Source organism: Microbacterium sp. JZ37, from assembly GCF_035188445.1.
Lineage (GTDB): Bacteria > Actinomycetota > Actinomycetes > Actinomycetales > Microbacteriaceae > Microbacterium > Microbacterium barkeri.
Genome location: NZ_CP045253.1, coordinates 2,706,979 through 2,728,734, shown reverse-complemented (window position 1 = coordinate 2,728,734; position 21,756 = coordinate 2,706,979). Strand labels below are relative to the sequence as shown.

18 protein-coding genes are annotated in these 21,756 nt (G+C 70.2%); 12 read left to right on the top strand and 6 right to left on the bottom strand.

From position 1 onward, the window contains the following. The first annotated feature begins 109 nt into the window (after positions 1-109). Positions 110-1,303: an elongation factor Tu gene (gene tuf, locus GC092_RS12675; protein ID WP_271174467.1), complete on the top strand. Its 1,194-nt coding sequence runs from the start codon at positions 110-112 to the stop codon at positions 1,301-1,303. A 924-nt stretch (positions 1,304-2,227) separates the two neighbouring features. Beyond that, complete coding sequence (locus GC092_RS12670; protein ID WP_324012332.1) at positions 2,228-3,064, top strand: aldo/keto reductase; 837 nt, start codon at positions 2,228-2,230, stop codon at positions 3,062-3,064. On the opposite strand, the gene GC092_RS12665 is transcribed toward GC092_RS12670, so the two are convergent. Continuing rightward, entirely contained in the window at positions 3,061-3,504 is a 444-nt protein-coding gene (locus GC092_RS12665) for a GbsR/MarR family transcriptional regulator (RefSeq protein ID WP_324012331.1), read from the bottom strand. The two genes, GC092_RS12670 and GC092_RS12665, sit on opposite strands and share 4 nt — an antisense overlap. Then, positions 3,504-4,370, bottom strand: coding sequence for an alpha/beta fold hydrolase (locus tag GC092_RS12660; RefSeq protein ID WP_324012330.1), 867 nt, complete (start codon positions 4,368-4,370; stop codon positions 3,504-3,506). The genes GC092_RS12665 and GC092_RS12660 overlap by 1 nt, the downstream gene beginning before the upstream one ends. 96 nt (positions 4,371-4,466) lie before the next feature. Here GC092_RS12660 and GC092_RS12655 point away from each other — a divergent pair, with 96 nt between their 5' ends. Both GC092_RS12655 and GC092_RS12650 read left to right on the top strand, forming a co-directional pair. After that, positions 4,467-5,096, top strand: a complete 630-nt coding sequence (locus tag GC092_RS12655; protein ID WP_324012328.1) for a VanZ family protein — start codon at positions 4,467-4,469, stop codon at positions 5,094-5,096. A gap of 92 nt (positions 5,097-5,188) precedes the next feature. After that, entirely contained in the window at positions 5,189-5,521 is a 333-nt protein-coding gene (locus tag GC092_RS12650; protein ID WP_324012327.1) for a DUF7882 family protein, read from the top strand. Positions 5,522-5,923: 402 nt separating this feature from the next. Here the strand turns inward: GC092_RS12650 and GC092_RS12645 are convergent, their stop codons facing one another. Next, positions 5,924-6,889, bottom strand: a complete 966-nt coding sequence (locus GC092_RS12645; RefSeq protein ID WP_324012326.1) for a helix-turn-helix transcriptional regulator — start codon at positions 6,887-6,889, stop codon at positions 5,924-5,926. A gap of 62 nt (positions 6,890-6,951) precedes the next feature. On the opposite strand from GC092_RS12645, the gene GC092_RS12640 reads away from it, so the two are divergent. The 4 genes from GC092_RS12640 (at position 6,952) to GC092_RS12625 (ending at position 11,626) form a co-directional block, all read left to right on the top strand. Further along, positions 6,952-8,088 (top strand): epoxide hydrolase family protein, encoded by a 1,137-nt coding sequence (locus GC092_RS12640; RefSeq protein WP_324012325.1) that lies wholly within the window; start codon positions 6,952-6,954, stop codon positions 8,086-8,088. A 521-nt stretch (positions 8,089-8,609) separates the two neighbouring features. Further along, complete coding sequence (locus GC092_RS12635) at positions 8,610-9,782, top strand: sensor histidine kinase (protein WP_324012324.1); 1,173 nt, start codon at positions 8,610-8,612, stop codon at positions 9,780-9,782. Then, entirely contained in the window at positions 9,779-10,447 is a 669-nt protein-coding gene (locus tag GC092_RS12630) for a response regulator (protein WP_324012322.1), read from the top strand. Before GC092_RS12635 ends, GC092_RS12630 begins: the two co-directional genes overlap by 4 nt. Before the next feature lie 57 nt (positions 10,448-10,504). After that, on the top strand, positions 10,505-11,626 hold the full coding sequence (locus tag GC092_RS12625; RefSeq protein WP_324012321.1) for a hypothetical protein: 1,122 nt from the start codon (positions 10,505-10,507) through the stop codon (positions 11,624-11,626). Between the two features lie 797 nt (positions 11,627-12,423). On the opposite strand, the gene GC092_RS12620 is transcribed toward GC092_RS12625, so the two are convergent. Together GC092_RS12620 and GC092_RS12615 are read right to left on the bottom strand one after the other, a co-directional pair. Then, positions 12,424-13,824: a D-alanyl-D-alanine carboxypeptidase family protein gene (locus tag GC092_RS12620; protein WP_324012319.1), complete on the bottom strand. Its 1,401-nt coding sequence runs from the start codon at positions 13,822-13,824 to the stop codon at positions 12,424-12,426. A gap of 85 nt (positions 13,825-13,909) precedes the next feature. Continuing rightward, a complete protein-coding gene (locus GC092_RS12615) occupies positions 13,910-14,578 on the bottom strand; it encodes a GntR family transcriptional regulator (RefSeq protein WP_324012318.1) in 669 nt (222 codons plus the stop codon). A gap of 231 nt (positions 14,579-14,809) precedes the next feature. Here GC092_RS12615 and GC092_RS12610 point away from each other — a divergent pair, with 231 nt between their 5' ends. The 3 genes from GC092_RS12610 (at position 14,810) to GC092_RS12600 (ending at position 18,827) form a co-directional block, all read left to right on the top strand. Next, a complete protein-coding gene (locus tag GC092_RS12610; RefSeq protein ID WP_324012316.1) occupies positions 14,810-16,327 on the top strand; it encodes an MFS transporter in 1,518 nt (505 codons plus the stop codon). A gap of 60 nt (positions 16,328-16,387) precedes the next feature. Beyond that, positions 16,388-16,687 carry a carboxymuconolactone decarboxylase family protein gene (locus tag GC092_RS12605; RefSeq protein ID WP_324012315.1) on the top strand — a complete coding sequence of 100 codons (300 nt, stop codon included), beginning with the start codon at positions 16,388-16,390 and terminating at the stop codon, positions 16,685-16,687. Between the two features lie 61 nt (positions 16,688-16,748). Then, a complete protein-coding gene (locus GC092_RS12600) occupies positions 16,749-18,827 on the top strand; it encodes an acyltransferase family protein (RefSeq protein ID WP_324012314.1) in 2,079 nt (692 codons plus the stop codon). Positions 18,828-19,127: 300 nt separating this feature from the next. On the opposite strand, the gene GC092_RS12595 is transcribed toward GC092_RS12600, so the two are convergent. Continuing rightward, the gene (locus GC092_RS12595) at positions 19,128-20,429 is read right to left on the bottom strand and encodes a UDP-glucose dehydrogenase family protein (RefSeq protein WP_324012313.1); all 1,302 of its coding nucleotides are present in this window, start codon (positions 20,427-20,429) and stop codon (positions 19,128-19,130) included. A gap of 166 nt (positions 20,430-20,595) precedes the next feature. Here GC092_RS12595 and GC092_RS12590 point away from each other — a divergent pair, with 166 nt between their 5' ends. Next, positions 20,596-21,699, top strand: coding sequence for a glycosyltransferase (locus tag GC092_RS12590; RefSeq protein ID WP_324012311.1), 1,104 nt, complete (start codon positions 20,596-20,598; stop codon positions 21,697-21,699). Positions 21,700-21,756 lie beyond the last annotated feature (57 nt).

Here is a 21,756-nt window from a genome sequence, read left to right as displayed (position 1 = left end):
ACCTCAAAACTTCATAACGAGTCTCTACTAGACTGTGAAACATCCCCGTAGAGGCCCGGTCGCAATCCGGCGACCGTGATCTCTGCACGACCGTCCTGAGGAGGACCCAGTGGCTAAGGCCAAGTTCGAGCGCACCAAGCCGCACGTGAACATCGGAACGATCGGTCACGTCGACCACGGCAAGACGACGCTCACCGCGGCGATCTCGAAGGTGCTCGCTGACAAGTTCCCGTCGGCGACCAACGTGCAGCGCGACTTCTCGTCGATCGACTCCGCTCCTGAGGAGCGCCAGCGCGGCATCACGATCAACATCTCGCACGTCGAGTACGAGACGCCGAAGCGTCACTACGCTCACGTCGACGCCCCGGGTCACGCCGACTACATCAAGAACATGATCACCGGTGCCGCCCAGATGGACGGCGCGATCCTCGTGGTCGCCGCGACCGACGGTCCCATGGCTCAGACCCGTGAGCACGTTCTGCTCGCCAAGCAGGTCGGCGTTCCCTACCTGCTCGTCGCGCTGAACAAGGCCGACATGGTCGACGACGAGGAGATCCTGGAGCTCGTCGAGCTCGAGGTCCGCGAGCTCCTCTCGTCGCAGGACTTCGACGGCGACAACGCTCCCGTCGTCCGCGTCTCGGGCCTCAAGGCTCTCGAGGGCGACGAGAAGTGGACGCAGTCGATCCTCGACCTCATGGAGGCCGTCGACGAGTCCATCCCGGACCCGGTGCGTGACAAGGACAAGCCGTTCCTCATGCCCATCGAGGACGTCTTCACGATCACCGGTCGTGGCACCGTCGTCACGGGCCGCGCCGAGCGTGGCACGCTCGCCATCAACTCCGAGGTCGAGATCGTCGGCATCCGCCCGACGCAGAAGACCACGGTCACGGGTATCGAGATGTTCCACAAGCAGCTCGACGAGGCGTGGGCCGGCGAGAACTGCGGTCTTCTCCTCCGTGGCCTCAAGCGCGAGGACGTCGAGCGCGGCCAGGTCGTCGTGAAGCCGGGCTCGGTCACCCCTCACACCAACTTCGAGGGCACCGCGTACATCCTCTCGAAGGACGAGGGTGGCCGTCACAACCCCTTCTACACGAACTACCGCCCGCAGTTCTACTTCCGCACCACGGACGTCACCGGCGTCATCACGCTGCCTGAGGGCACCGAGATGGTCATGCCCGGCGACACCACGGACATGACGGTGGAGCTCATCCAGCCCATCGCCATGGAAGAGGGCCTCGGCTTCGCGATCCGTGAGGGTGGCCGCACCGTCGGCGCCGGCACGGTGACCAAGATCATCAAGTAAGTTCTTCCGAACCTGCTTCGTCAGCGGGGTCGCCCTTCGGGGCGGCCCCGCTTTCGTGTGTCCGGGGTTCTGTCGCGTCCACGTGCGGGCATTGCACGAGCGGATGGCCCCTTCCGGTCGTCGCACGAGCGGATGGCCCCTGCCCGGTCGTTGAGCGAGCGGAGCGAGTCGAAACGCGGTGACCTTTCGAGGCACGGCCGGGGCGTTTCGTCTCGGTCGCTGGCGCTCCCTCGCTCAACGACCGGGGGGCGAGCGGATGGCCCCTTCCGGTCGTCGCACGAGCGGATGGCCCCTTCCGGTCGTCGCACGAGCGGATGGCCCTGGCCCGGTCGTTGAGCGAGCGGAGCGAGTCGAAACGCGGTGACCTTTCGAAGCACGCCCGGGGCGTTTCGTCTCGGTCGCTGGCGCTCCCTCGCTCAACGACCGGGGGTGAGCGGATGGCCCCTGCCCGGTCGTTGAGCGAGCGGAGCGAGTCGAAACGTGGTGACCTTTCGAGGCGCGGTCGCGTCGTTTCGTCTCGGTCGCTGGCGCTCCCTCGCTCAACGACCGGGGGTGAGCGGATGGCCCCTGCCCGGTCGTTGAGCGAGCGGAGCGAGTCGAAACGTGGTGACCTTTCGAGGCGCGGTCGCGTCGTTTCGTCTCGGTCGCTGGCGCTCCCTCGCTCAACGACCGGGGGTGAGCGGATGGCCCCTTCCGGTCGTCGCACGAGCGGATGGGCGCCTTCCGGTCGTTGAGCGAGCGGAGCGAGTCGAAACGTGGTGACCTTTCGAGGGTCGGCCGGGGCGTTTCGGCTCGGTCGCTGGCGCTCCCTCGCTCAACGACCGGCAGGCGAAGCTCGCCGACCGAGTCGCAAGACCTTCCGCGACGTCCACTCGCGGTGTCAAGCCGCTCGCGCCATCCGCCGTCGCCGTCTAGGAAAGACGCATGACCATCCCCACCTGGACTGCACACGGCGGGCTCGAGCTGCCCGTCCTCGGATTCGGCACCTACCGCCTCAAGGGATCGGATGGCGCGGATGGCGTCGCGCGCGCGATCGAGAAGGGCTACCGGCTCATCGACTCGGCCTTCAACTACGAGAACGAGGGCACGGTCGGCGCGGGTGTGCGGCGGGCCGGGATCGATCGCGACGAGGTGATCGTCACTTCGAAGCTCCCAGGCCGGCACCACGCGTACGACGAGGCGCTCGAGACGATCGAGGAGAGCGTGTTCCGGTCGGGCCTCGGCGATCTCGACCTCTATCTCATCCACTGGCCCAATCCGAAGACCGACCGGTACGTCGAGGCGTGGGAGGCGCTCATCGAGGCGCGCGAGCGTGGGCTCGTGAAGGCGATCGGGGTGTGCAACTTCCTGCCCGAGCACCTCGAGCGGCTCGAGCGCGAGACCGGCGTGCTTCCCGAGGTGAACCAGATCGAGATGCACCCGTACTTCCCGCAGGAGGAGCTGCTGCGGTTCGATGCGGAGCACGGCATCCTCACCGAGGCCTGGAGCCCGCTCGGGCGCGGCAACGATCTCCTCGAGAACGAGGTCATCGTCGACATCGCCCGCAAGCACGGCGCGACACCCGGCCAGACGGTGCTCGCATGGGCGATCGCGCGGGTGTCGATCCCGATCCCGAAGGCGGCGAGTGACGAGCGGCAGATCGAGAACCTCGGCGCCCTCGAGGTGGAGCTCGACGAGGACGACATCGCGGCGATCACGGCGCTCGGGCGCCCGGATGGCCGACTCGCCGACCAGGACCCCGCCGAGTACGAGGAGTTCTAGGTCGCGCGGCGAGCTCGTGCACGCAGCACGTGCTCGCCCGCCTCGACGTACGACGTGAACAGCTCGGTCACGTCGCGCAGTCGGCCAGCAGTCTCGGGTGTCTCGGTGAGGCTCTCGGCGGCCTGCAGCGTGCGGATGAACGCGCGTGCGCGCTCATGGCTCGCCGCGAGCAGGCTCTCGAATCCGCCCGTCGCCTCGATGAGGAGGCGCCGGCTGCCGGGCTGGGGGATGGTCCGGGCGAGCCCCCACGCCACGAGCTCGCGGACGGCGGTGCTCACGGCTCCCGCACTGAGCGAGAGCTCGGCGCGCAGCTCCTCTGCGCGGGACGGCTCATCCTGGAGCAGGAGATAGCCGTAGACCCGGCCGGTTGCGCGAGGGAGGTTCCACGTGGCGAGTCTGTCGCCCATCGCGTCGATGAACTGCTCGCGGTCCGCGCTCATCAGCGGCGCCCTGCGCGGCCGGGCTCCGCGGCACGCCACTCGTCGAGGATCTCGCACAGCGTGCGAGACGTCTCCGCGGGCGCATCCCAGGTGAGGATATGCCCGGCGCCGGGGATGACCCGTTCGCGCACGCCCTCGGCCGCCGCCCACCGCGCCATCGCCGACGCGATGTTCCCCGTTCGATCCTCCGCGCCGCGCACGAGGGCGAGCGGCACGGGGGAGAGGTAGGTGGGATCCGGCTGCACGAACGAGGTCGTCGCCCGCCAGACGTCGAGGAAGACGCGCTTGGGCATCCGTGCGAACACCGACTCGGCTCGAGTCACCGCCTCCGGCCGCACAGCCGACGCACGCGCCATGAGGCGCGCCATGGTCCGCGCCGGCATCGCCGCGAGCGCCGGCGCCGCGAGTCGGAGGCCGAGCCGCTCCATCGCGGACAGAGGGCCGGTGTTCCACGTCGACCCGAGCACGATCAGACCGCTCACGCGATCAGGGTGCGCGCGCGTGAAGGCCTGGGCGAGGTTGCCGCCGAGCGAATGCCCCACGAGCACCGGTGACGGATGACCGCAGGCCGAGAGAAGAGCGTCGAGATCCCGCAGCGCGTCCTGCGCGGCGAAGCGCATGCCCGCCTTCATCGCGGATTCCCCGTGCCCGCGCAGATCGCAGACGATGACGCGGAAACCGCGCTCGATCAGCGCGGCAGCCTGGTCGTCGAACATCGTGTGGTCGAGGCCCGCCCCGTGGAGCAAGACGACGGCCTGCTCTCCGCTGCCGGCGTCCTCGTACGCGAGCTGCGCGTCCCCTCTCTCGAGCCGCTTCGTCAAATTCACCACTTTCTGAAAATAACCCATCGGACACAACGCGGCCACCCACCCCGGTCACCCAACCGTTACCCGAGGCACCGATGATTGCCAGGTGACACCGCCTATCGTCGAGGGCATCATCTGCTCCAGAGGAGGCACCGCATGACCGACGTCCTCGGACCGAAGCCGCCCCGCAGCCGCGCTCGCCTGTGGGTCGCCACGCTCCTTCTTCTCGTCTACGCGGGCTTCGTCGCTCTCGTCACACTCTGGCCGAACCCGAGCGACCTCGAGTTCGGCGGGATCGCCGACCGCGTGCTGAACGTGCTGTACCGCTTCGGCGTGCCCGAGTCGTTCGGCTTCGACGAGCTCGAGTTCACGGCGAACATCGGCATGTTCGTGCCTCTCGGCTTCTTCCTCGGTCTCGCGCTGCCGCGGCGCGGATGGTGGCTCGCGCTGTTCCTCGTGCCCGGTTACTCCGGCTTCATCGAGTTCACGCAGGCGACGGCCCTCGAGTCGCGCGTCTCGAGCATCCTCGACGTCTTCGCGAACACGACCGGCGGCTACATCGGCCTCCTCTTCGCGATGACGATGCGCGCCATGATCTATGCGCGCGACCGGCGCATCATTGCCCGCGCCATCTGGGAGCGCGACGCCGAGATCATCCGCGCCCGGCAGCATCCGCTTCCGCAGCAGCGCGTGACACAGCGGGAGCCCGACCCGGCGACGCGGATCTTCGAGCAGCCCGCCTGGCGCGACCCCCAGGACGCTCCGACCGAGCGGCTCCCGTTCTGAAACGAAAAGTTAACTTGGCTAATCGCTTCCATGTCTAGTAACCTCCGAAGTGTGGGCAGACGCTCACAGGTCGGCGAACGAGGGGGCACGTCATGGGCAGGATCTTCTACGGCACGAGCGACCAGGCGATCGAGATCGAGGACCGGCTCCTGGCGCACGTCCAGGCCGTCGTCATCACCAAGCTGCGGCGCGGGGAGTCGTTCTCCCTCACCTGCCGCGCGGCGGATGGCTCGCGCGAGACGGTGTGGGTGAACTCCGCGATCCCGATCCGCATCGTCCTCGAAGACGAGACGGATGGCCGGCTCGACCGGGAGCTGCTCGTGCAGCTCGTCGAGGCGGCGAACTCGAACCGCGGGCTCGATGTGACCGAGCTCATGGCGGAGTCGGCGCCCGTGCAGCGCCGGAACCTGTCGCGCGCCGCCTGAAGGGGCAGGCACCTGCGTCCGGTGGGGGAGCCGGGCACGGGGGATGGCGCGCAGCGGACCTGACCGAGAGGAGACGGGTCGAACGCCGGGGGACGTTCGGCCCGTTTCGCATGTCCGGATGGTGCGGGCTCAGGACGCACGCACCCCGGTCGTTGAGCGAGGGAGCGCCAGGGCACCTCCCCGGTCGTTGGGCGAGGGAGCGTGAGCGCACGCTCCCCGGTCGTTGAGCGAGGAGCGCCAGCGCGCTCACTCCGGTCGTTGAGCGGGGAGCGCGAGCGCACTCTCCCCGGTCGAGCGGGGAGCGCGAGCGCACTGTCCCGGTCGTTGAGCGAGGGAGCGCCAGCGACCGAGTCGAAACGCAGTTCCTCCAGAGCTCACCCCGTTTCGACTCCCTTCGCGCGCTCAACGACCAGAAAGCGCCCCACCCGCGGCCCGCTGGAGTCGCGCGGCGAGCCGCTCGAGCGCCGCGACGACCTCGTCGCCCTCGAGCACCTCGATGTCTGCGCCGAGCTGCGTGAGCGAGAGCGCGAGCCGGTCGGGGTCGTTCGAGCCGAGCTCGAAGCGGCACGTGCTCTCGTCGATCTCCTCGATCTCGATCGGGATGGGGATCCGTGCGGCGACCTCGGCGGACGGTGCATGCACGACCACGCGCGCGCGGTATGTCCAGGTCGACCGCGCGACGCGGCGCACGACGAAGTTCACAACCTCCTCCTCCGGGATGACCCGCGGTCGGAACCGCGCGCCTGTCGGCGCGTGCGGCACCATCCGATCGACCCGGAAGATGCGCCAGTCGTCGCGGGCGAGATCCCACGCGAGCAGGTACCAGAGCGGCCCCCAGTTCACGAGCCGCTGCGGCTCGACGTGGCGCGGCTCGGTGCGGCCGTCGTGCGTCGTGTATCCGAAGCGCAGCCGCTCTTGGCTGCGGATGGCCGCCGCGACGGCGCCGAGCACGGGGAGCTCGACCGGACCGCCCGGATCGGGCACGGCGCTCGTCGCCGCGCGCACGGCCTCGACGCGCCGGCGCAGATGCGACGGCAGCACCTGCTCGAGCTTCGCGAGGGCGGTGAGGGATGTCTCCTCGACGCCGACGCCCCGGGTCGCGATCGCGCCGAGCCCGAGCGCGACGGCGACCGCCTCGTCGTCGTCGAGGAGGAGCGGCGGCATCGCCGTGCCGGCGGCGAGGCGGTACCCGCCCGAGACGCCCGGGCGCGCGTCGACCGGATAGCCGAGCGCGCGCAGGCGGCCGATGTCGGCGCGCACGGTCCGCGTGCTCACGCCGAGGCGCTCCGAGAGCGCCGAGCTCGTCCAGTCGCGTCGCGCCTGAAGGAGTGAGAGCAGCTCGAGCAGGCGGGCCGAGGTCTCCAGCATGCCTCGATCATCCTCCGAATCGCGGAAGCTCATCGTCCGCATTGCCTGGAAGCGTCGATGTCATGACCGAAAGCACAGCTCTCACACCCTTCCGCATCGACATCCCGCAGGCCGACCTCGACGATCTCCGTGACCGACTCGCGCGCACGCGCTGGCCGCACCCGGTGCCGGGTCGCGACGACCCGCACGACTTCAGCCGGGGCATCCCTCTCCCGTACCTCCGCGAGCTCGCGGAGTACTGGCGCGACGGGTTCGACTGGCGTGCGCAGGAGGCTCGGCTCAACGAGCTCGAGCAGCTGACGACCGTCGTCGACGGCCAGATCTTCCACGTCGTGCACGTGCGGTCGTCCGACCCCGCCGCCACGCCGCTGCTCCTGAATCACGGATGGCCGGGCTCGTTCATCGAGTACGAGCGGATCATCCCGATGCTCGCCGACGACTTCCACCTCGTGATCGCCTCGCCGCCCGGGTTCGGCTTCTCGACTCCGCTCTCGGGCACCGGATGGGAGCTCGCTCGGACGACGGATGCCTTCGCCGAGATCATGACGAGGCTCGGCTACGAACGGTTCGCGGTCCACGGCACCGACATCGGCTCCGGCGTCGCCGGCCGTCTCGCCGCGGTCTACCCCGAGCGGGTGATCGGCATGCACCTCGGCATCGATCGGGCGGTGCTCGGGCTCGTGGGCGCGGTCTTCCCGCGACCCGACGGACTGTCGGAGGCGGAGGCGGCCGAGCTCGACGGGATCCTGGCGGCGAGCGCTGCGGAGCGCGGCTACCTCGAGATGCACAACCACCGCCCCGACACGATCGGTGCGGCACTGACCGACTCGCCCGTGGGGCTCCTCGCGTGGATCGGGGAGAAGTTCAAGGTGCGGTCGGGCGACGGGTACGGCGCGCCGGTGGTGGATCGCGACCAGCTCCTCGCCGACGTGAGCCTGTACTGGTTCACCCGCAGCGGCGCATCGAGCGCGCAGTTCTACTACGAGGGCGCGCACTCCGGGGCGATGCCGCTCATGGGCGGCCCGGTGCCCTCGGCCTGGGCGGCGTTCGACACGCACCCGCTGCTGCGTCGCACGATGGATCCGGCGAACCGCATCGAGCACTGGAGCGACTTCACTGAGGGAGGTCACTTCCCCGCGATGGATGCGCCGGAGCTGCTCGCCTCGGACCTGCGGGCGTTCCTCCGCGGGCTCAGCTGAGGGTTGCTCGGCCGCCCCTGGGGGTTCCTCGGTCGCACCTGGGGTTGCTCGGCCGCACCTGGGGTTGCTCGGCCGCCCCTGGCTGTTCGGGTCGCAGTTTCGGCCCCTAAACGCGGGGTTGAGGACGGTTTTTGCGACCTGGGCAGTTGGGTCGGCTGTTCAGGTCGCAGTTCCGGCCGCTAAACGTCGGTTGGGGGACGGTTTCTGCGACCTGAGCGGTGGGCCTGGCTGTTCGGGTCGCAGTTTCGGTCCCAAAACGCCGGTTAGCGGCCGGTTTTTGCGACCTGAGCGATTGCTCTTCCCCGGTCGTTGAGCGAGGGAGCGCCAGCGACCGAGACGAAACGTGGTGACGGTTCTTCGGGTTCGGCGGCGTTTCGACTCGCTTCGCTCGCTCAACGCCCGGGGAGACGGCACCCGCCCGCTCCACATCCCGAAGCGGCACTCATCGCCCCACTCCACCCCCGCCGCCCCTCACCCGCGCGGGGGAGGCGCGGCGGCGCCGGGCGCGGCACGATGGAGCCGTGACCGCATCCGACGCCGACCGTCGCGGGCCGCTCGTCGCGGCGGTGCTCCTGTGCGCGATCGCCTTGCCGATGACGATCGCGATGCTCGTGCAGCTCGTCGCTCCCGTGCAGGGTGGGGCGTGGGCGACGTGGATCGGCGCACTCGCGGTCGTGCTGCACGCGGCCGCCTTCGCATCGCCGTGGCTGCCGCGGGCGGCGTTCGCGGTCGGCGCCGCGGTGATGCTCGCACTCGCCCTCATGGCCGACGCCGGAACGTCGAGCGCCGCCCTCGTGCCGTCGGCGGTGGCGTTCCTCCTGCTCGAGTGGCAGGTCGCGTCGACCCAGGGGCGCGCGACGGCCGTCGCGGCGCTGGTCGTCGGCATCGTCGGCGCGTTCGTCATCACGAGCGTCGACGTCGTCTCGACGCGGCAGGCCGACCCGGCGCTCATCGCCTTCGAGGTCATCGCGCTCGCCGCGGTCGCGAGCGCCGCGTGGGTGCTCGGAAGGTCGGCGCGGCGACGCCGCATCGCGACGGCCGAGCGCGAGCGGCAGCAGGTGCGGGATGCTCTCGCCGCCGAGCGCGCGCGGATCGGCCGCGACCTGCACGACGTCGTGTCGCACTCGCTCACGGTCATGATCGCCCAGGCCGAGGCGGCGCGCGTGCTCACGAGCGAGCCGCGCGCGGCGGATGCCCTCGCCCGCGTGGCCGACACCGGGCGCTCGGCGATGCAGGGGCTGCGCGGGATGCTCCGCGTGCTCGACGAAGCGGATGCCGCTCGAAGCGCGCTCGACGAGACCGCGCCCGCGCCGGATCTCGCGTCGCTCGCCGCTCTCGTGGCCGGCGCGGGCTCATCCGATCACCGCCTCTCGTTCGTCGAGACGGGGCATCCGCGCCCGCTCGCGCCCGACGCCCAGCTCGCGCTGTACCGCGCGGCGCAGGAGGCGATCACCAACGCCGTGCGCCATGTGCGCCCGCCGGTCGAGGTGCGCGTCGAGCTCGCATGGGGAGAACAGGATGTGCGCCTCACCGTCGCGGATGACGGCGGCTCCGGCCCGCGCGACGATCCGGGCGGCGGCACGGGACTCATCGGGATGGCCGAGCGTGTGCGCCAGGCAGGCGGCGCACTCGAGGTGCGCAGGGGAGCGGGATGGACGGTGCAGGTGACGATGCCGGTGGAGCAGGGCGCATGATCCGGGTGCTGCTCGCCGATGATCAGGAGCTCCTGCGCGACGCGCTCACGACCATCCTCGGCGCGGACGCGCGCCTCGAGATCGTCGGGGGAGTGGCGGATGGCGCGGCCGCGGTCGAGTACGTGCGCGCGCACGACGTCGACGTGGTGCTGATGGATGTGCGGATGCCCGGGATGGACGGGATCCGCGCGACCGAGGAGGTGCGGCGGGTACGGCCGTCGACGCGCGTGCTCGTGCTGACGACGTTCGACGTCGACGAGTACGTGTTCGGCGCCATCCGGGCAGGGGCGAGCGGGTTCCTCACGAAGGACGCGCGGCCCGACGCGCTCGTCGACGCGATCGTGCGGGTGGCCGCGGGCGACGCCGTCATGGCGCCGCGGGCCACGGCGCTCCTGCTGCAGCACGTGCGCAGGCAGGCGGCTCCGGCAGGCGGCGACCCGCTTGCCGTGCTCAGCCCGCGCGAGCGCGAGGTCGCGCTCGCGCTCGCTCGCGGGGCGTCGAACGACGACATCGGGCGCGCGCTGTACCTCACCGGCAACACGGTCAAGACGCACGTGAAGGCGATCCTCGCGAAGCTCGGCCTCGCCGACCGGATCCAGGTCGTCATCTGGGCGTACGAGCACGGCGTCGTCGAGCCGGGCGCTCAGCCTCACCCGCGCGGGTGATCCGTCCCGCTCTCGCGGGCGAAGCGCGGCACGGAGTCTCCGCGCGACCGTGGAGCCATGGACATTCGCACGCAGATTCCCAACCCGGCTCCGACCATCCGCCCGCCCGCGTCGCGCCCGCTGACGTCGGTCGGTGTCGCGCTCGCGACCGTGGCGCTCGCCGCCGCGGGGGTGTGGCTCGTCGCTCCCGACGCCGGCCCGTTCGCGGCGGGCGGCACTCCGCTCGAGCAGCTGCTCGGCGGACCCGCGCCGTTCGCGTCCTTCATGGCGGGCGCCATCCTCGCGCTCGCGGGAGTGCTCGCGCTCGCCGCAGGGCTCGCCTCGCTCGCCGGATGGCGGTCGCTCGACCGCGCGGCACCCGCGCTCGCGCTCGTCGCGTCGCTCGCGGTCGCGCTCGGCCTCGTCGGATTCGACGGCATCGTCATCGCGGGGTACACGCTCGCGACCCTCGTGCCGATCGGCGTCGTCGTGGTGATCGCCCTGCTCGCGCGGCGGCGTCCGCTCGCGGCAGTCGCGCTCGCGGTGCCGGTCGTCGCCGTCGTCGTGCTCGCGGTGACGGGGGTGTTCCCGATCGGGATGTTCTACGCCCGGTTCACCGAGACCGTCCTCGACGATCCGGTCCGCTTCGTCGGGGCGCTCGGGCTCACCCTCTTCGCCGGAGTCTGGATGGTCTGGGCCGCGACCTCGACGGCGGCCGCGCTCCCGCGCATGGGCGCGTTCGTGCAGCGGCATCGCGTGGTGATCACGGTGCTCGCGGCGCTGTGCCCCGCGCCGTACGTCGTCGCGCGTCTGACGTGGCTCACACCATGGCCGCTCTTCGGAGGCGACCTCGAGGCCTTCGCGGAGCACCCCGACATGTTCGTGACGGGGCTGCTGCTCGGGGCGGCGATGCTGCTCGGAGCCGTGCTCACGCTCGGGCTCGTGCTGCCGTGGGGCGAGCGTGCGCCGCGGTGGGTGCCCGGCATCGGCGGGCAGCCGGTGCCGATCGCGCTCGCCGTCGTGCCGGCGCTCTCGGTCGCGGTGCTCTTCACCGCCGGCGGCGTGCAGGAGCTGGGGCTGATCGCCTCGGGGCAGCTTCACGGCGCGAGCGCGCTGGTGCTGCCGTTCTGGGCGTGGGGTCCGCTGCTCGCGCTCGCGACATGGGGGTATGCGCGGAAGCGGATGGGCGAGGTGCGGTGAGCGGGGGCGTCGGCGTCCTGCCCCGGTCGTTGAGCGAGGAAGCGCCGGTGCCTTCCCCTCGGTCGTTGAGCGAGGGAGCGCCGGTGCCTTCCCCCCGGTCGTTGAGCGAGGGAGCGCCAGCTACCGAGTCGAAACGTGGTGACCGTTCTTCGGCGGCGTTTCGACTCGCTTCGCTCGCTCAACGTCCGGAAGGGGCGTCGTTCGCTCAACCTCCCGAGCGGGTGTGCCGCTACCTTCCCCCGGTCGTTGAGCGAGGGAGCGCCAGCGACCGAGACGAAACGTGGTGACCGCTCTTCGGCGGCGTTTCGTCTCGCTTCGCTCGCTCAACGCCCGGAAGGGGCTTCGTTCGCTCAACCTCCCGAGCGAGGGAGCGCCGGTGCCTTCCCCCGGGCGTTGAGCGAGGGAGCGCCAGCGACCGAGACGAAACGTGGTGAGCGTTCTTCGGCGGCGTTTCGTCTCGCTTCGCTCGCTCAACGCCCGGAAGGGGCTTCGCTCGCTCAACGACCGGATGGGGCTTCGTTCGCTCAACCTCCCGAGCGGGTGTGCCGCTACCTCCCCTCGGTCGTTGAGCGAGGGAGCGCCAGCGACCGAGACGAAACGTGGTGGCCGTTCTTCGGCGGCGTTTCGTCTCGTTTCGCTCGCTCAACGCCCGGCAGGGGCACCAGCTCGCTCAACGACCGGAAGGGGCACCAGCTCGCTCAACGCCCGGAAGGGGCACCAGCGCGCTCAACGCCCGGAAGGAGCGCCGACGTCGCCGGAGGTGCATCCAGTCTGCTACGGGCAAGGCAGCTCCCGCGTCACCGGTACTCCGGTGCCGCCGGGAGCCCGAAGAACGCCTCGAGCGAGTGGTATCCGCCGTCGTGGTAGACCCGCGCGAGGTCGGCGCCGATGTACCGCAGGTGCCACGGCTCGGCGTTGTACCCGGTCGTGCCGGTCTGGCCTGACTCGTAGCGCACGATCCACCCGTACCGCCAGGAGTTCTCGCGCACCCAGCGCTCCTGCGCGGTGCCGGCGAAGCTGTACAGCGAGCCGCATCCGCCGCCGCACGAGACGACATCCGCGGCGAGGCCGAGCTGGTGCTCGCTGTAGCCGGGTCGGGCCGCGAGGCGCTCGCCCTGCTCCTGGCCGAGCGTCTCGACCTGGTAGCGGTGGATGCCCGCCTGGGTGCCGTACGAGCGGTAGCCGCTCGTCAGCGCGATGCGGCCGGCGCCCGATGCGGCGACGTCGCGCTGCAGCTGCTCGAACGATCCGACGGCGTCGGAGCGGATGCCGCCGTCAACGAGAGAGCCGGATGGCACGGTGAGCGACGCGGGGACGTAGTCGAGCGGAGACACGGGGCGCTGCTTGTTCACGACGACCCACGGCAGCGCCGGGTCGTCGAGCGGCACGCACGCCGCGCGGCCGTCGGCGATCGCGTCGCGCAGCGCGCCCGCCCCGCCGAAGAGCTGCGTGATGCGCCCCGCGTCGTGGGCTGCGAGCGCCGCGGGCATGTCGGGCGACTGGCAGCCGACGCGCGGTGCCGGCTGGCCCGTGATCGGAGGCGACGCCGCCCCCGAGGTGGGCGCGTACATGGCGACGCCCTCGTACGTCCAGTTGCGGTCGCTCGAGCGCAGCTTCTGGGCCTCGTCGGCGTTGGCGGTGTAGAAGTGCTTCTCGAAGCCCGGGCTCCAGAACCGGTGGACCGCGACGGTCCCCTCGGTCTGCTGCGCTGCGGCGCAGAACCGCACACCCTCGTACGTCCAGTTGCGGTCGGTGCGGCGCACCTCGTCGGCCTCGGCCGCGTTCATCGTGTAGAAGTGCGACGTGTAGGCGGATGACCAGAACCGGTGCACGGGCGAGGTCCCGGCCGGGCAGGAGCCCGACGCGAGCGGCCAGACCCGGAAGTCCGTTCCCTCGTACGTCCAGTTGCCGTCCTTGCTGTGCAGGCCCTGCGCCTCGGCGTGGTCGAGCGTGTAGAAGTGGGCGTTCTCGTAGCCCTGACTCCAGAACCGGTAGATCGGGCGGCTCGAGCTCGGGTCGGGCGAGGCGCTCGCCGCGGCGGCGGGCGCGACCGTCACGCTCGGCGCGACCGCGGCCATCCCCCCGAGCAGGATGGCGGCCGCGAGTCCGCTCGCGAGCCTGCGGATCGCGGAACCCGGTTTCCGCCCTCGTGCACGTGCTCGCCCCAGCGCTGCGCGCGCCATCCCCCCGGAAGTCATGATCCCGATCGTATCGACGGCCCGACGGCGGTGGGGAACGGAGCGACCCGGGCACCCGAGCGGATGGCGCTGGCCGGCTGCGGCGCTACGGTGCGCCTTCCTCGACGGCGGGGCGGCAGTCGGCGAAGGCCGCGGGCAGGAAGAACTCCTGCAGGTGCGTCGCCACCTCGGCGCCGTCGCCGGCCTCGAACGCCCGCTTCAGCCGCGAGATGGTGGGAGCCATGTCGATGTCGTGGCTCGGGCCCGTGCGCACGACGTGCCCGACGTGGAACAGCAGCGTGATCCGGGCGGCATTCCATGCTTCGAGAAGGTGCTCGTTCTCGGCGGCGCGCGCGAGCGCGCTGACGAAGCGGGTCGAGCTCAGGAGCAGGTCGCGTGGTTCGGCCGCTGAGGCCAGGGCGGCCAGCTCGGCGGACGCAGCCGTGTGCAAGGTCGTGCCGGCGAGCTTCGGGATGGCGACCCGCGCGACGCCGCCCGCGAGGTAGGCGGCGAACTCGGCCGCCGCCTTCGTCGATGCCGGCGTGACCGGGGCGACGCGCGTCCAGCGGCTGGCTTCGACGTCCACGAGCCCGAGCGGAACGAGGCGTCGGATGGCCTCGCGCACGGGCATGCGCGAGATGCCGAGCTCCTGCGCGATCTCCGCGAGCTCGAGGGCCTCGCCGGGGGAGTAGCGCCCCTCGCAGATCTCACGCGCGAGATGCTGGAACACGTTGTCGGTCAGGGACTCCGTGTGGGCGCGGATACGCGGCTGCATCACATCGACTCCTTCGCAGTCGCACTCGGGTACTCGACTGAAGGTACGGGCCCTGCGAGCCTTCGCGCGCGGGGTTGTTAGGGTACGAACATATTGGCATAATCCCCGGCGCCGGGAGCGGGAGGTCGTCAGTCGCGCTCCCTTCTTTCTGTGCGGAATACCCTAGGGGGGTATGGTGTTGGGCAAGGAGTCCTGTCGACCCCGAAGCCGAACCCCGAGGAAAGCGCCTGCATGACCACCCCCTCCCGCACATCCGCTCGCCCTCCCGCTGACGTGCAGTCGAGCCGGGGATTCCTCGTCCCGATGCTCGTCGTCTCCGGCGGGCAGCTCCTCATCGTCCTCAACGACGTCATCGCGAACGTCGGGCTGCCGGCCATCCAAGCCGATCTCGGCATGTCTCCCGCGGCGATGCCGTGGGTGGTGAACGCCTACATCCTCCTGTTCGGCGCGCTGCTGCTGTTCGGCGGACGACTCGGCGACCAGTACGGACGCCGCCGTCTGCTGCGCATCGGGCTCGTCGTCTTCATCGCCGGGGCGCTGATCGCGGGTCTGTCCACGAGCGGCACCATGGTCATCCTCGCGCGCGCTCTTCAGGGCGTCGGAGCAGCTCTGACGGCGCCGAACGTGCTCGCCTCGATCAATTCGACGTTCCCAGCGGGAAAGCAGCGCAACACGGCGCTCGCCCTGTACGGCGCGATGTCCGGCCTGGGCGTCGCGGTCGGACTCCTCGTCGGCGGGGTGCTCACGGGCACGCTCGGATGGAACTGGATGTTCTACCTCAACATCCCGATCGGCCTCCTGCTTCTCGCGGGCACCAGGTCGCTCGTCGAAGCCGAGCGGCACCAGGGGCGGATCGACATCGCCGGCGCGGTGCTCGGCACGGGCGCGATGGCTTCCCTCGTCTACGCGATCACGCGCGGAGGCGAGCACGGATGGGCCGACCCAACGACCCTCGCGTTCCTCGCCGCAGCGGCCATCCTGCTGCTCGTCTTCCTCGTGGTGCAGTCGAAGATGAAGGATCCGATGCTGCCGCTGCGGGTGTTCCGGAACCGCAATCGCGCCGGCGCGTACGTCGGGATGCTCATGGTCTCGTTCGGCCCGCTCGGCATGTTCTACCTGCTCAACCTCTACCTGCAGTACGTCCTCGACTTCGACCCGCTGCAGACGGGCCTCGCCTGGCTGCCTTTTGCGGTCGGCATCGTCCTCGGGGCGGGAATCAGCGCGAAGCTCGCGGCAGCGATCGCGCCGCGCTGGATCATCGGCGCGGGCATGCTCATCGCCGCCGGCGGTCTCTTCTCGCTCACCTTCATCGGCACGAGCACGTCGTACTGGGGGCACCTCCTGCCGGCGATCCTCGCCACGGCGTTCGGGTTCGCGCTCAACTTCGTGCCGCTGACATCGGCCGCGGTGACCAGTGCTGCTCCGGCAGACACGGGAATCGCATCGGCCCTTCTCAACGCAGGTCAGCAGATCGGAACGGCGCTCGGCATGGCCGTGACCTCGAGCATCGCGGTCGCCGTCACTGCGGGCGACCTGCCCGACGCACTCGCCCGTCTGACGCAGGGGCGCCGGGATGGCGACTCGACCATCGTCGCGGAGGCATCAGAGGCGCTCGTCCACGGCTACACCGCCGCGCTCGCCGTCGGCGCGATCTCACTCGTCGTCGCGGCGGTCGTGACAGCGATCGTCGTCAACGGCGCGAAGCCCGCTCCGACCGCGTCTGACCAGCTCGCGAACGATGCCATCTGAACGGACAAGCCACTCCAGGAAAGGAACAAGGTGCACTCCCACAACGACGAAGCGACGTTCATGGCCGACATCAAGGAGGGCGCGCCCGAGCTGGTCTCGGCCTTCTTCGGGTTCGACAAGGCCGTATTCAGCAAGAACAGCGGCAACCTCGACCTCGCCACGAGGGAGCTGATCGCGGTCGGTGTCGCTGTGACCACGCAGTGTCCGTTCTGCATCGAGGATCACGCCAAGCGCGCGGTCCGGGCGGGCGCGTCCAAGGCCGATGTCGCCGAAGCCGTCATGGTCGCCGCTGCGCTCCGCGCCGGCGGCGGCGTGACCCACGGCTGGAAGGCGATGAAGGCGATCGCCGAGAGCGAGTGAGTCGCGTGGCGCTCGGGAGCAGCCGTCACGGCGGCTTCCTCCCGCCCCTAAACTGGCCCTCGTGTCCGCTCTCGCTCAGGGCATCGGCGCAGAGCCCCGCATGAGCGGCGGACGCGAACCGAGCCACCTCCGCCGCGACGTCCAGGGTCTGCGCGCCGTCGCGGTGCTCGCCGTCATCGCGAACCACGCCGTCGGATGGCCCGCGGGAGGGTTCCTCGGCGTCGACGTCTTCTTCGTCATCTCGGGCTTCATCATCACGGCGCTGCTGCTGCGCGAGAGCGACCGCACAGGCCGCATCTCACTCGCCGAGTTCTATCGGCGTCGGGTCCGGCGGATCATGCCGGCGTCGGTTCTCGTGCTCGTCGTCACCGTCGGAGCGAGCTGGGCGCTCCTCGGCGGCGAGCAGGCACGGTCGATCGCCCTCGACGCGCTCGCCGCGGTCTTCTTCGTGAGCAATTGGCGCTTCGCGGCCGAGGGCACCGATTACTGGGCCGACACCGGCGACGTCTCGCCGCTCCAGCACTACTGGTCGCTCGGCGTCGAGGAGCAGTTCTACCTCGTATGGCCGGCCATCCTCATCCTCTGCCTTCTGTTCGCGGCCCGTGGTCGTCTGCCCAGCCGTCGCGTCCTGGCGATCGCGCTCGGCGCCATCCTCGTCGGGTCGCTTGCGTGGGGTGCGCTCGAGACGCTGCAGCGGCCCGGCATCGCGTACTTCTCATCCCTCACGCGCGCATGGGAGCTTGCCCTCGGCGCGCTCGTGGCGGTCGGCGCGCCGCTGCTGGCTCGATTGCGCGACGCCTGGCGCCCGCGGATCGTCTGGGTGGGTCTCGCCGCCCTCGCGTTCGCGCTCCTCACCAGCGGCAGCGAGGGGATGCCCGTGCCCGGCGCGCTGCTCGCCGTGGTCGCGACGGCCGTCGTCATCGCCGGCGGGACCGGAGGGAGAGAACCCGAGATCTGGCCCCTCACGAATCGCGCCTCCACGTATGTCGGAGACCTCTCGTTCTCGCTCTACCTGTGGCACTTCCCGGTCGTGGTGTTCCTCGCGCCGCGGTTCGATGCGCACGAGCGGAAGTTCCTCGCGGTCGCGCTCGCGGCCACGCTCGTCCTCGCGGTCGTGACATATCACCTGGCCGAGAACCCCGTACGGCGGTCGGCATGGCTCGCGCGGGGCAGCGGGCGGATGGTCTGGGTCGCGACGATCGGGGGAGTCGCGCTGCTGATCGCGGGGCTTGTCGCCGCGGGAGCGGTGCGACCTCCTGCACCGGCGGCCGCGGCGGCGGAGCGCACGACGATCACCTCGCAGGCCCAGCTCGACGGACTGCTTCGCGACGCGCTCGCCGCAACAGCGTGGCCCGCGCTCGACCCGGCTCCGGCTGATGTCGCGGTGCAGGGGATGCCGGAAGAGGATGGCGCCGGCTGCTCGAACGTGGATCTCGCCGACCTGTCGGCGTGCTGGTTCCCCCACGAGGGGGCAGAGCGCACGGCTGTCGTCATGGGCGACTCGACGGGCATCGTGCTGCTGCCGATGATCCGCGCCGCGCTCGGAGACGGCTGGAACGTCAAGGCGCTGACCATGGCCGCCTGCTATCAGGTCGACATCCCGCGCTGGTATGACAACGCGGAGCACGAGCGGACGTGCGAGGAGCATCAGGCAGGAGCCCTCGCCGAGGTCGAGCGCATCTCGCCCGCTCTCGTCTTCGTCAGCAACCTGTACACCGGGGTGTGGCACCTCGAGCCGGCGGTCGACGCGCTCGATGGCGGCGGAGTGTATCAGTGGGCGCTCGAGACCGAGCGTCTCGCGGAGCAGCTGAAGAAGGTGACCGACGACGTCGTCTTCGTGCAGTCGCCGCCGCGCCGGGAGGCGCTCGGGGAGTGTGCCGGCGCGGGGTCAGTGCCGGCTGATTGCATCCATGAGCTCGACGCGCTCTATCGCGAGGTGGCGGAGGGTGAGATGGCAGCGGTGCGCTCCGCCGGTGCGGCGTACGTCACCGTCGAGGAGTGGTTCTGTGCGGATGGTCGCTGCCCGGCTTTCGTGGGCACGACCCCGACGATGCGCGACGAGATGCACGTCACACGGCAGTACGCGGAGATGCTGGCGCCGCTGCTGCGGGAGACGGTGGGTGAACAGGCCGGCGGTTGATGATGCGTTGTAGCGAGGGCCGGGCTTTCAGTGCCCTCCGCCACGATGCCGTCTCTGGTGTGCGAGCCGCTCCCAGACGTACGAGCCGAGAAAGGTGATCGCGGTGACGGACATCCAGGTAGGTGCAAGGAACGGACTCCAAGCGGGGACGAGCCAAGCGACCAGGAGGCAGACATAACCGAGCGTCACGACGAACGCGAAAGGTATCACCGGCGCCCAGGTGAACGGACCTCTCTGCACTCCTTAACGATAACCAGCTCGTTGAGGCGCGTATGTGTTCATCGCGACGCGGGGGTCATGTCAGCGGCCCATGCCGTGGTAGGTCCAGCCGGCGTCGCGCCAGGTGGTGGGGGTGAGGATGTTGCGGCCGTCGATGATGACGGGGCGGGCGACCTTGTCGCGGGTGGTGTGGGGGTCGAGGTCGCGGAAGGCTTTCCACTCGGTGGCGATGACGACGGTCTCGGCGCCGGTGAGGGCGTCGTCGAGGGTGTCGGCGTAGGCGAGCTGGGGGTGGGCGCGGCGGGCGTTGGGGATCGCTTCGGGGTCGTAGGCGATGACGTCGGCGCCGAGGCCTTTGAGGCGGACGGCGACGTCGAGGGCGGGGGAGTCGCGGGTGTCGTCGCTGTCGGGCTTGAATGCGAGGCCGAGGACGGCGACGCGGTGGCCGTTGATGTGGTCGGGGAAGCTGTCCACGGCGAGGTCGACCACGCGCTGGCGGCGGCGGAGGTTGATCTCGTCGACGTGCTTGAGGAACGCGACGGATTCGCCCTTGCCGAGTTCCTCGGCGCGGGCGGTGAAGGCGCGGATGTCCTTGGGCAGGCAGCCGCCGCCGAATCCGACGCCGGCGTTGAGGAAGCGGCGTCCGATGCGGTTGTCGTGTCCGATCGCGTCGGCGAGCTGGGTGACGTCGGCGCCGACGGTCTCGGCGATCTCGGCCATCGCGTTGATGAAGCTGATCTTGGTGGCCAGGAAGCTGTTGGCGGCGACCTTGACGAGCTCGGCGGTGGCGTATCCGGTGACCAGGCGGGGGGTGCCCGCGGCGATCGCGGTGTGGTAGACGGCGTCGAGGGTGGCGGTGTCGTCGGTGCCGGTGGTGTCGGAGACGCCGTACACGAGCCGGTCGGGCTCGATGGTGTCCTTGACCGCGAAGCCCTCGCGGAGGAACTCGGGGTTCCAGGCCAGGTGCGCGCCGGTGGGGGCGATCAGCTCGGCCAGGCGGCTGGCGGTGCCGACGGGGACGGTCGACTTGCCCGCGACGAGGTCGCCGGGGCGCAGGTGGGGCAGGAGGGACTCGACGGACGCGTTGACGTAGGTCATGTCCGCGCCGGTGCCGTCGTGGCGCTGCGGGGTGCCGACGGCGATGAAGTGGACCTGCGCGCCCGCGGCGGCGGACATGTCGGTCGTGAACGACAGGCGACCCGATTCCAGCCCCTGGGTGAGGATCTCCCCGAGCCCGGGCTCGAAGAACGGCGTCTCGCCCGCGGCGAGCTTGGCGATCTTGGCCTCATCGACATCGATCCCGACGACCTCGTGCCCCAGCGACGCCATCGCCGCCGCATGCACTGCACCCAGATACCCGCAACCGATCACACTCAACTTCATGCAGAACCCTCCCTAGGCGGCAGGCGAGCGCCGGACGCCTCGGTAATTGTTCCATGCCTCGCTGTCGAGTGTTGGACGCCGCTATCGCGGCATCCTCAGGAGGCCTCGGATAGGCTCGAGCTCGATGACTTGCTGTCTCCGAGGGGGATGATTGAGCGGCGTAATCGTGCACGAGTGGCTCGAGCGATCTGGCGGTGCCGAGAACGTTGTCGAGGCACTCAGGGAGACGTTTCCCGATGCGGAGTTGTGGAGCCTCTGGGACGCCAGCGAGGGTCGGTTCGGTGAGCATGTGAATGAGACTGTCCTCGCTCGGACGCCTCTTCGCGGCCGAAAGGCTCTTGCGCTGCCGTTCATGCCGTTCGCCTGGCGTAATCTCCCCGAGATCGAGGCTGAGTGGATGCTTGTGAGCAGCCACTTGTTCGCCCATCATGCTCGGTTCCGGGGCGCGTCGGCGCACATCCCGAAGTTCGTTTACACGCACACGCCAGCGCGTTACATCTGGGTCCCCGAGCTCGACGGTCGAGGAGATGGACCGATGGCGCGCGCCTTGTCCGGGTTGCTTAAGCCGCTCGATCGGAAGCGCGCCCAGGAGCCCGTGGCTATCGCCGCGAACAGTCAGTTCATCGCAGAACGCATCGCGGACACGTGGGAGCGGGAGGCCACGGTCATATACCCGCCCGTCGCCGTCGCCGAATTCGCGGCGGAGCCCGAACTCACTGCCAATGAGCAGGACGCGCTCGACGCGCTCCCCTCGGAGTTTCTGCTCGGTGTCTCACGTTTCGTACCGTACAAGCGACTTGATGCTGCGATCCAGGCCGGAAAAGCGTCGGGTCTGCCCGTCGTCCTCGCCGGGCGCGGCCCCGACGAAGAGCGACTACGTGCGGTCGCGGAAACCGTGCACCCCGGCAAGGTCTCGTTCGTGCACCACCCGTCGTTCCAACTGCTCAAGGCCCTTCTGCGCAGGGCTCAGGCACTCGTGTTCGCCTCGATCGAAGATTTCGGCATCGTTCCTGTTGAGGCAATGGCGTCAGGGACGCCTGTAATCGCGAACGCTGTTGGAGGTGCTGCGGAATCGGTACTCGAGGGAGTGACAGGGACACACGTTCGTGAGTGGAACTCCCACTCCGAGGTGCGAGCGGCCGTCGAGCGAGCACTGGGTACCGACTCGCGTGCCTGCACCGCCCGAGCGCGGGACTTCGACTACCAACACTTTGAGGACGGCATAGCTGCCTTCGTCAAAGATGGGTTACGCGCGGCCGCCAGACCTTAGAAGCACCGCCGCAGTGTCCGAAAGTCGTGGGCGAGAGCGAGCTCGTCGCGAGCACGT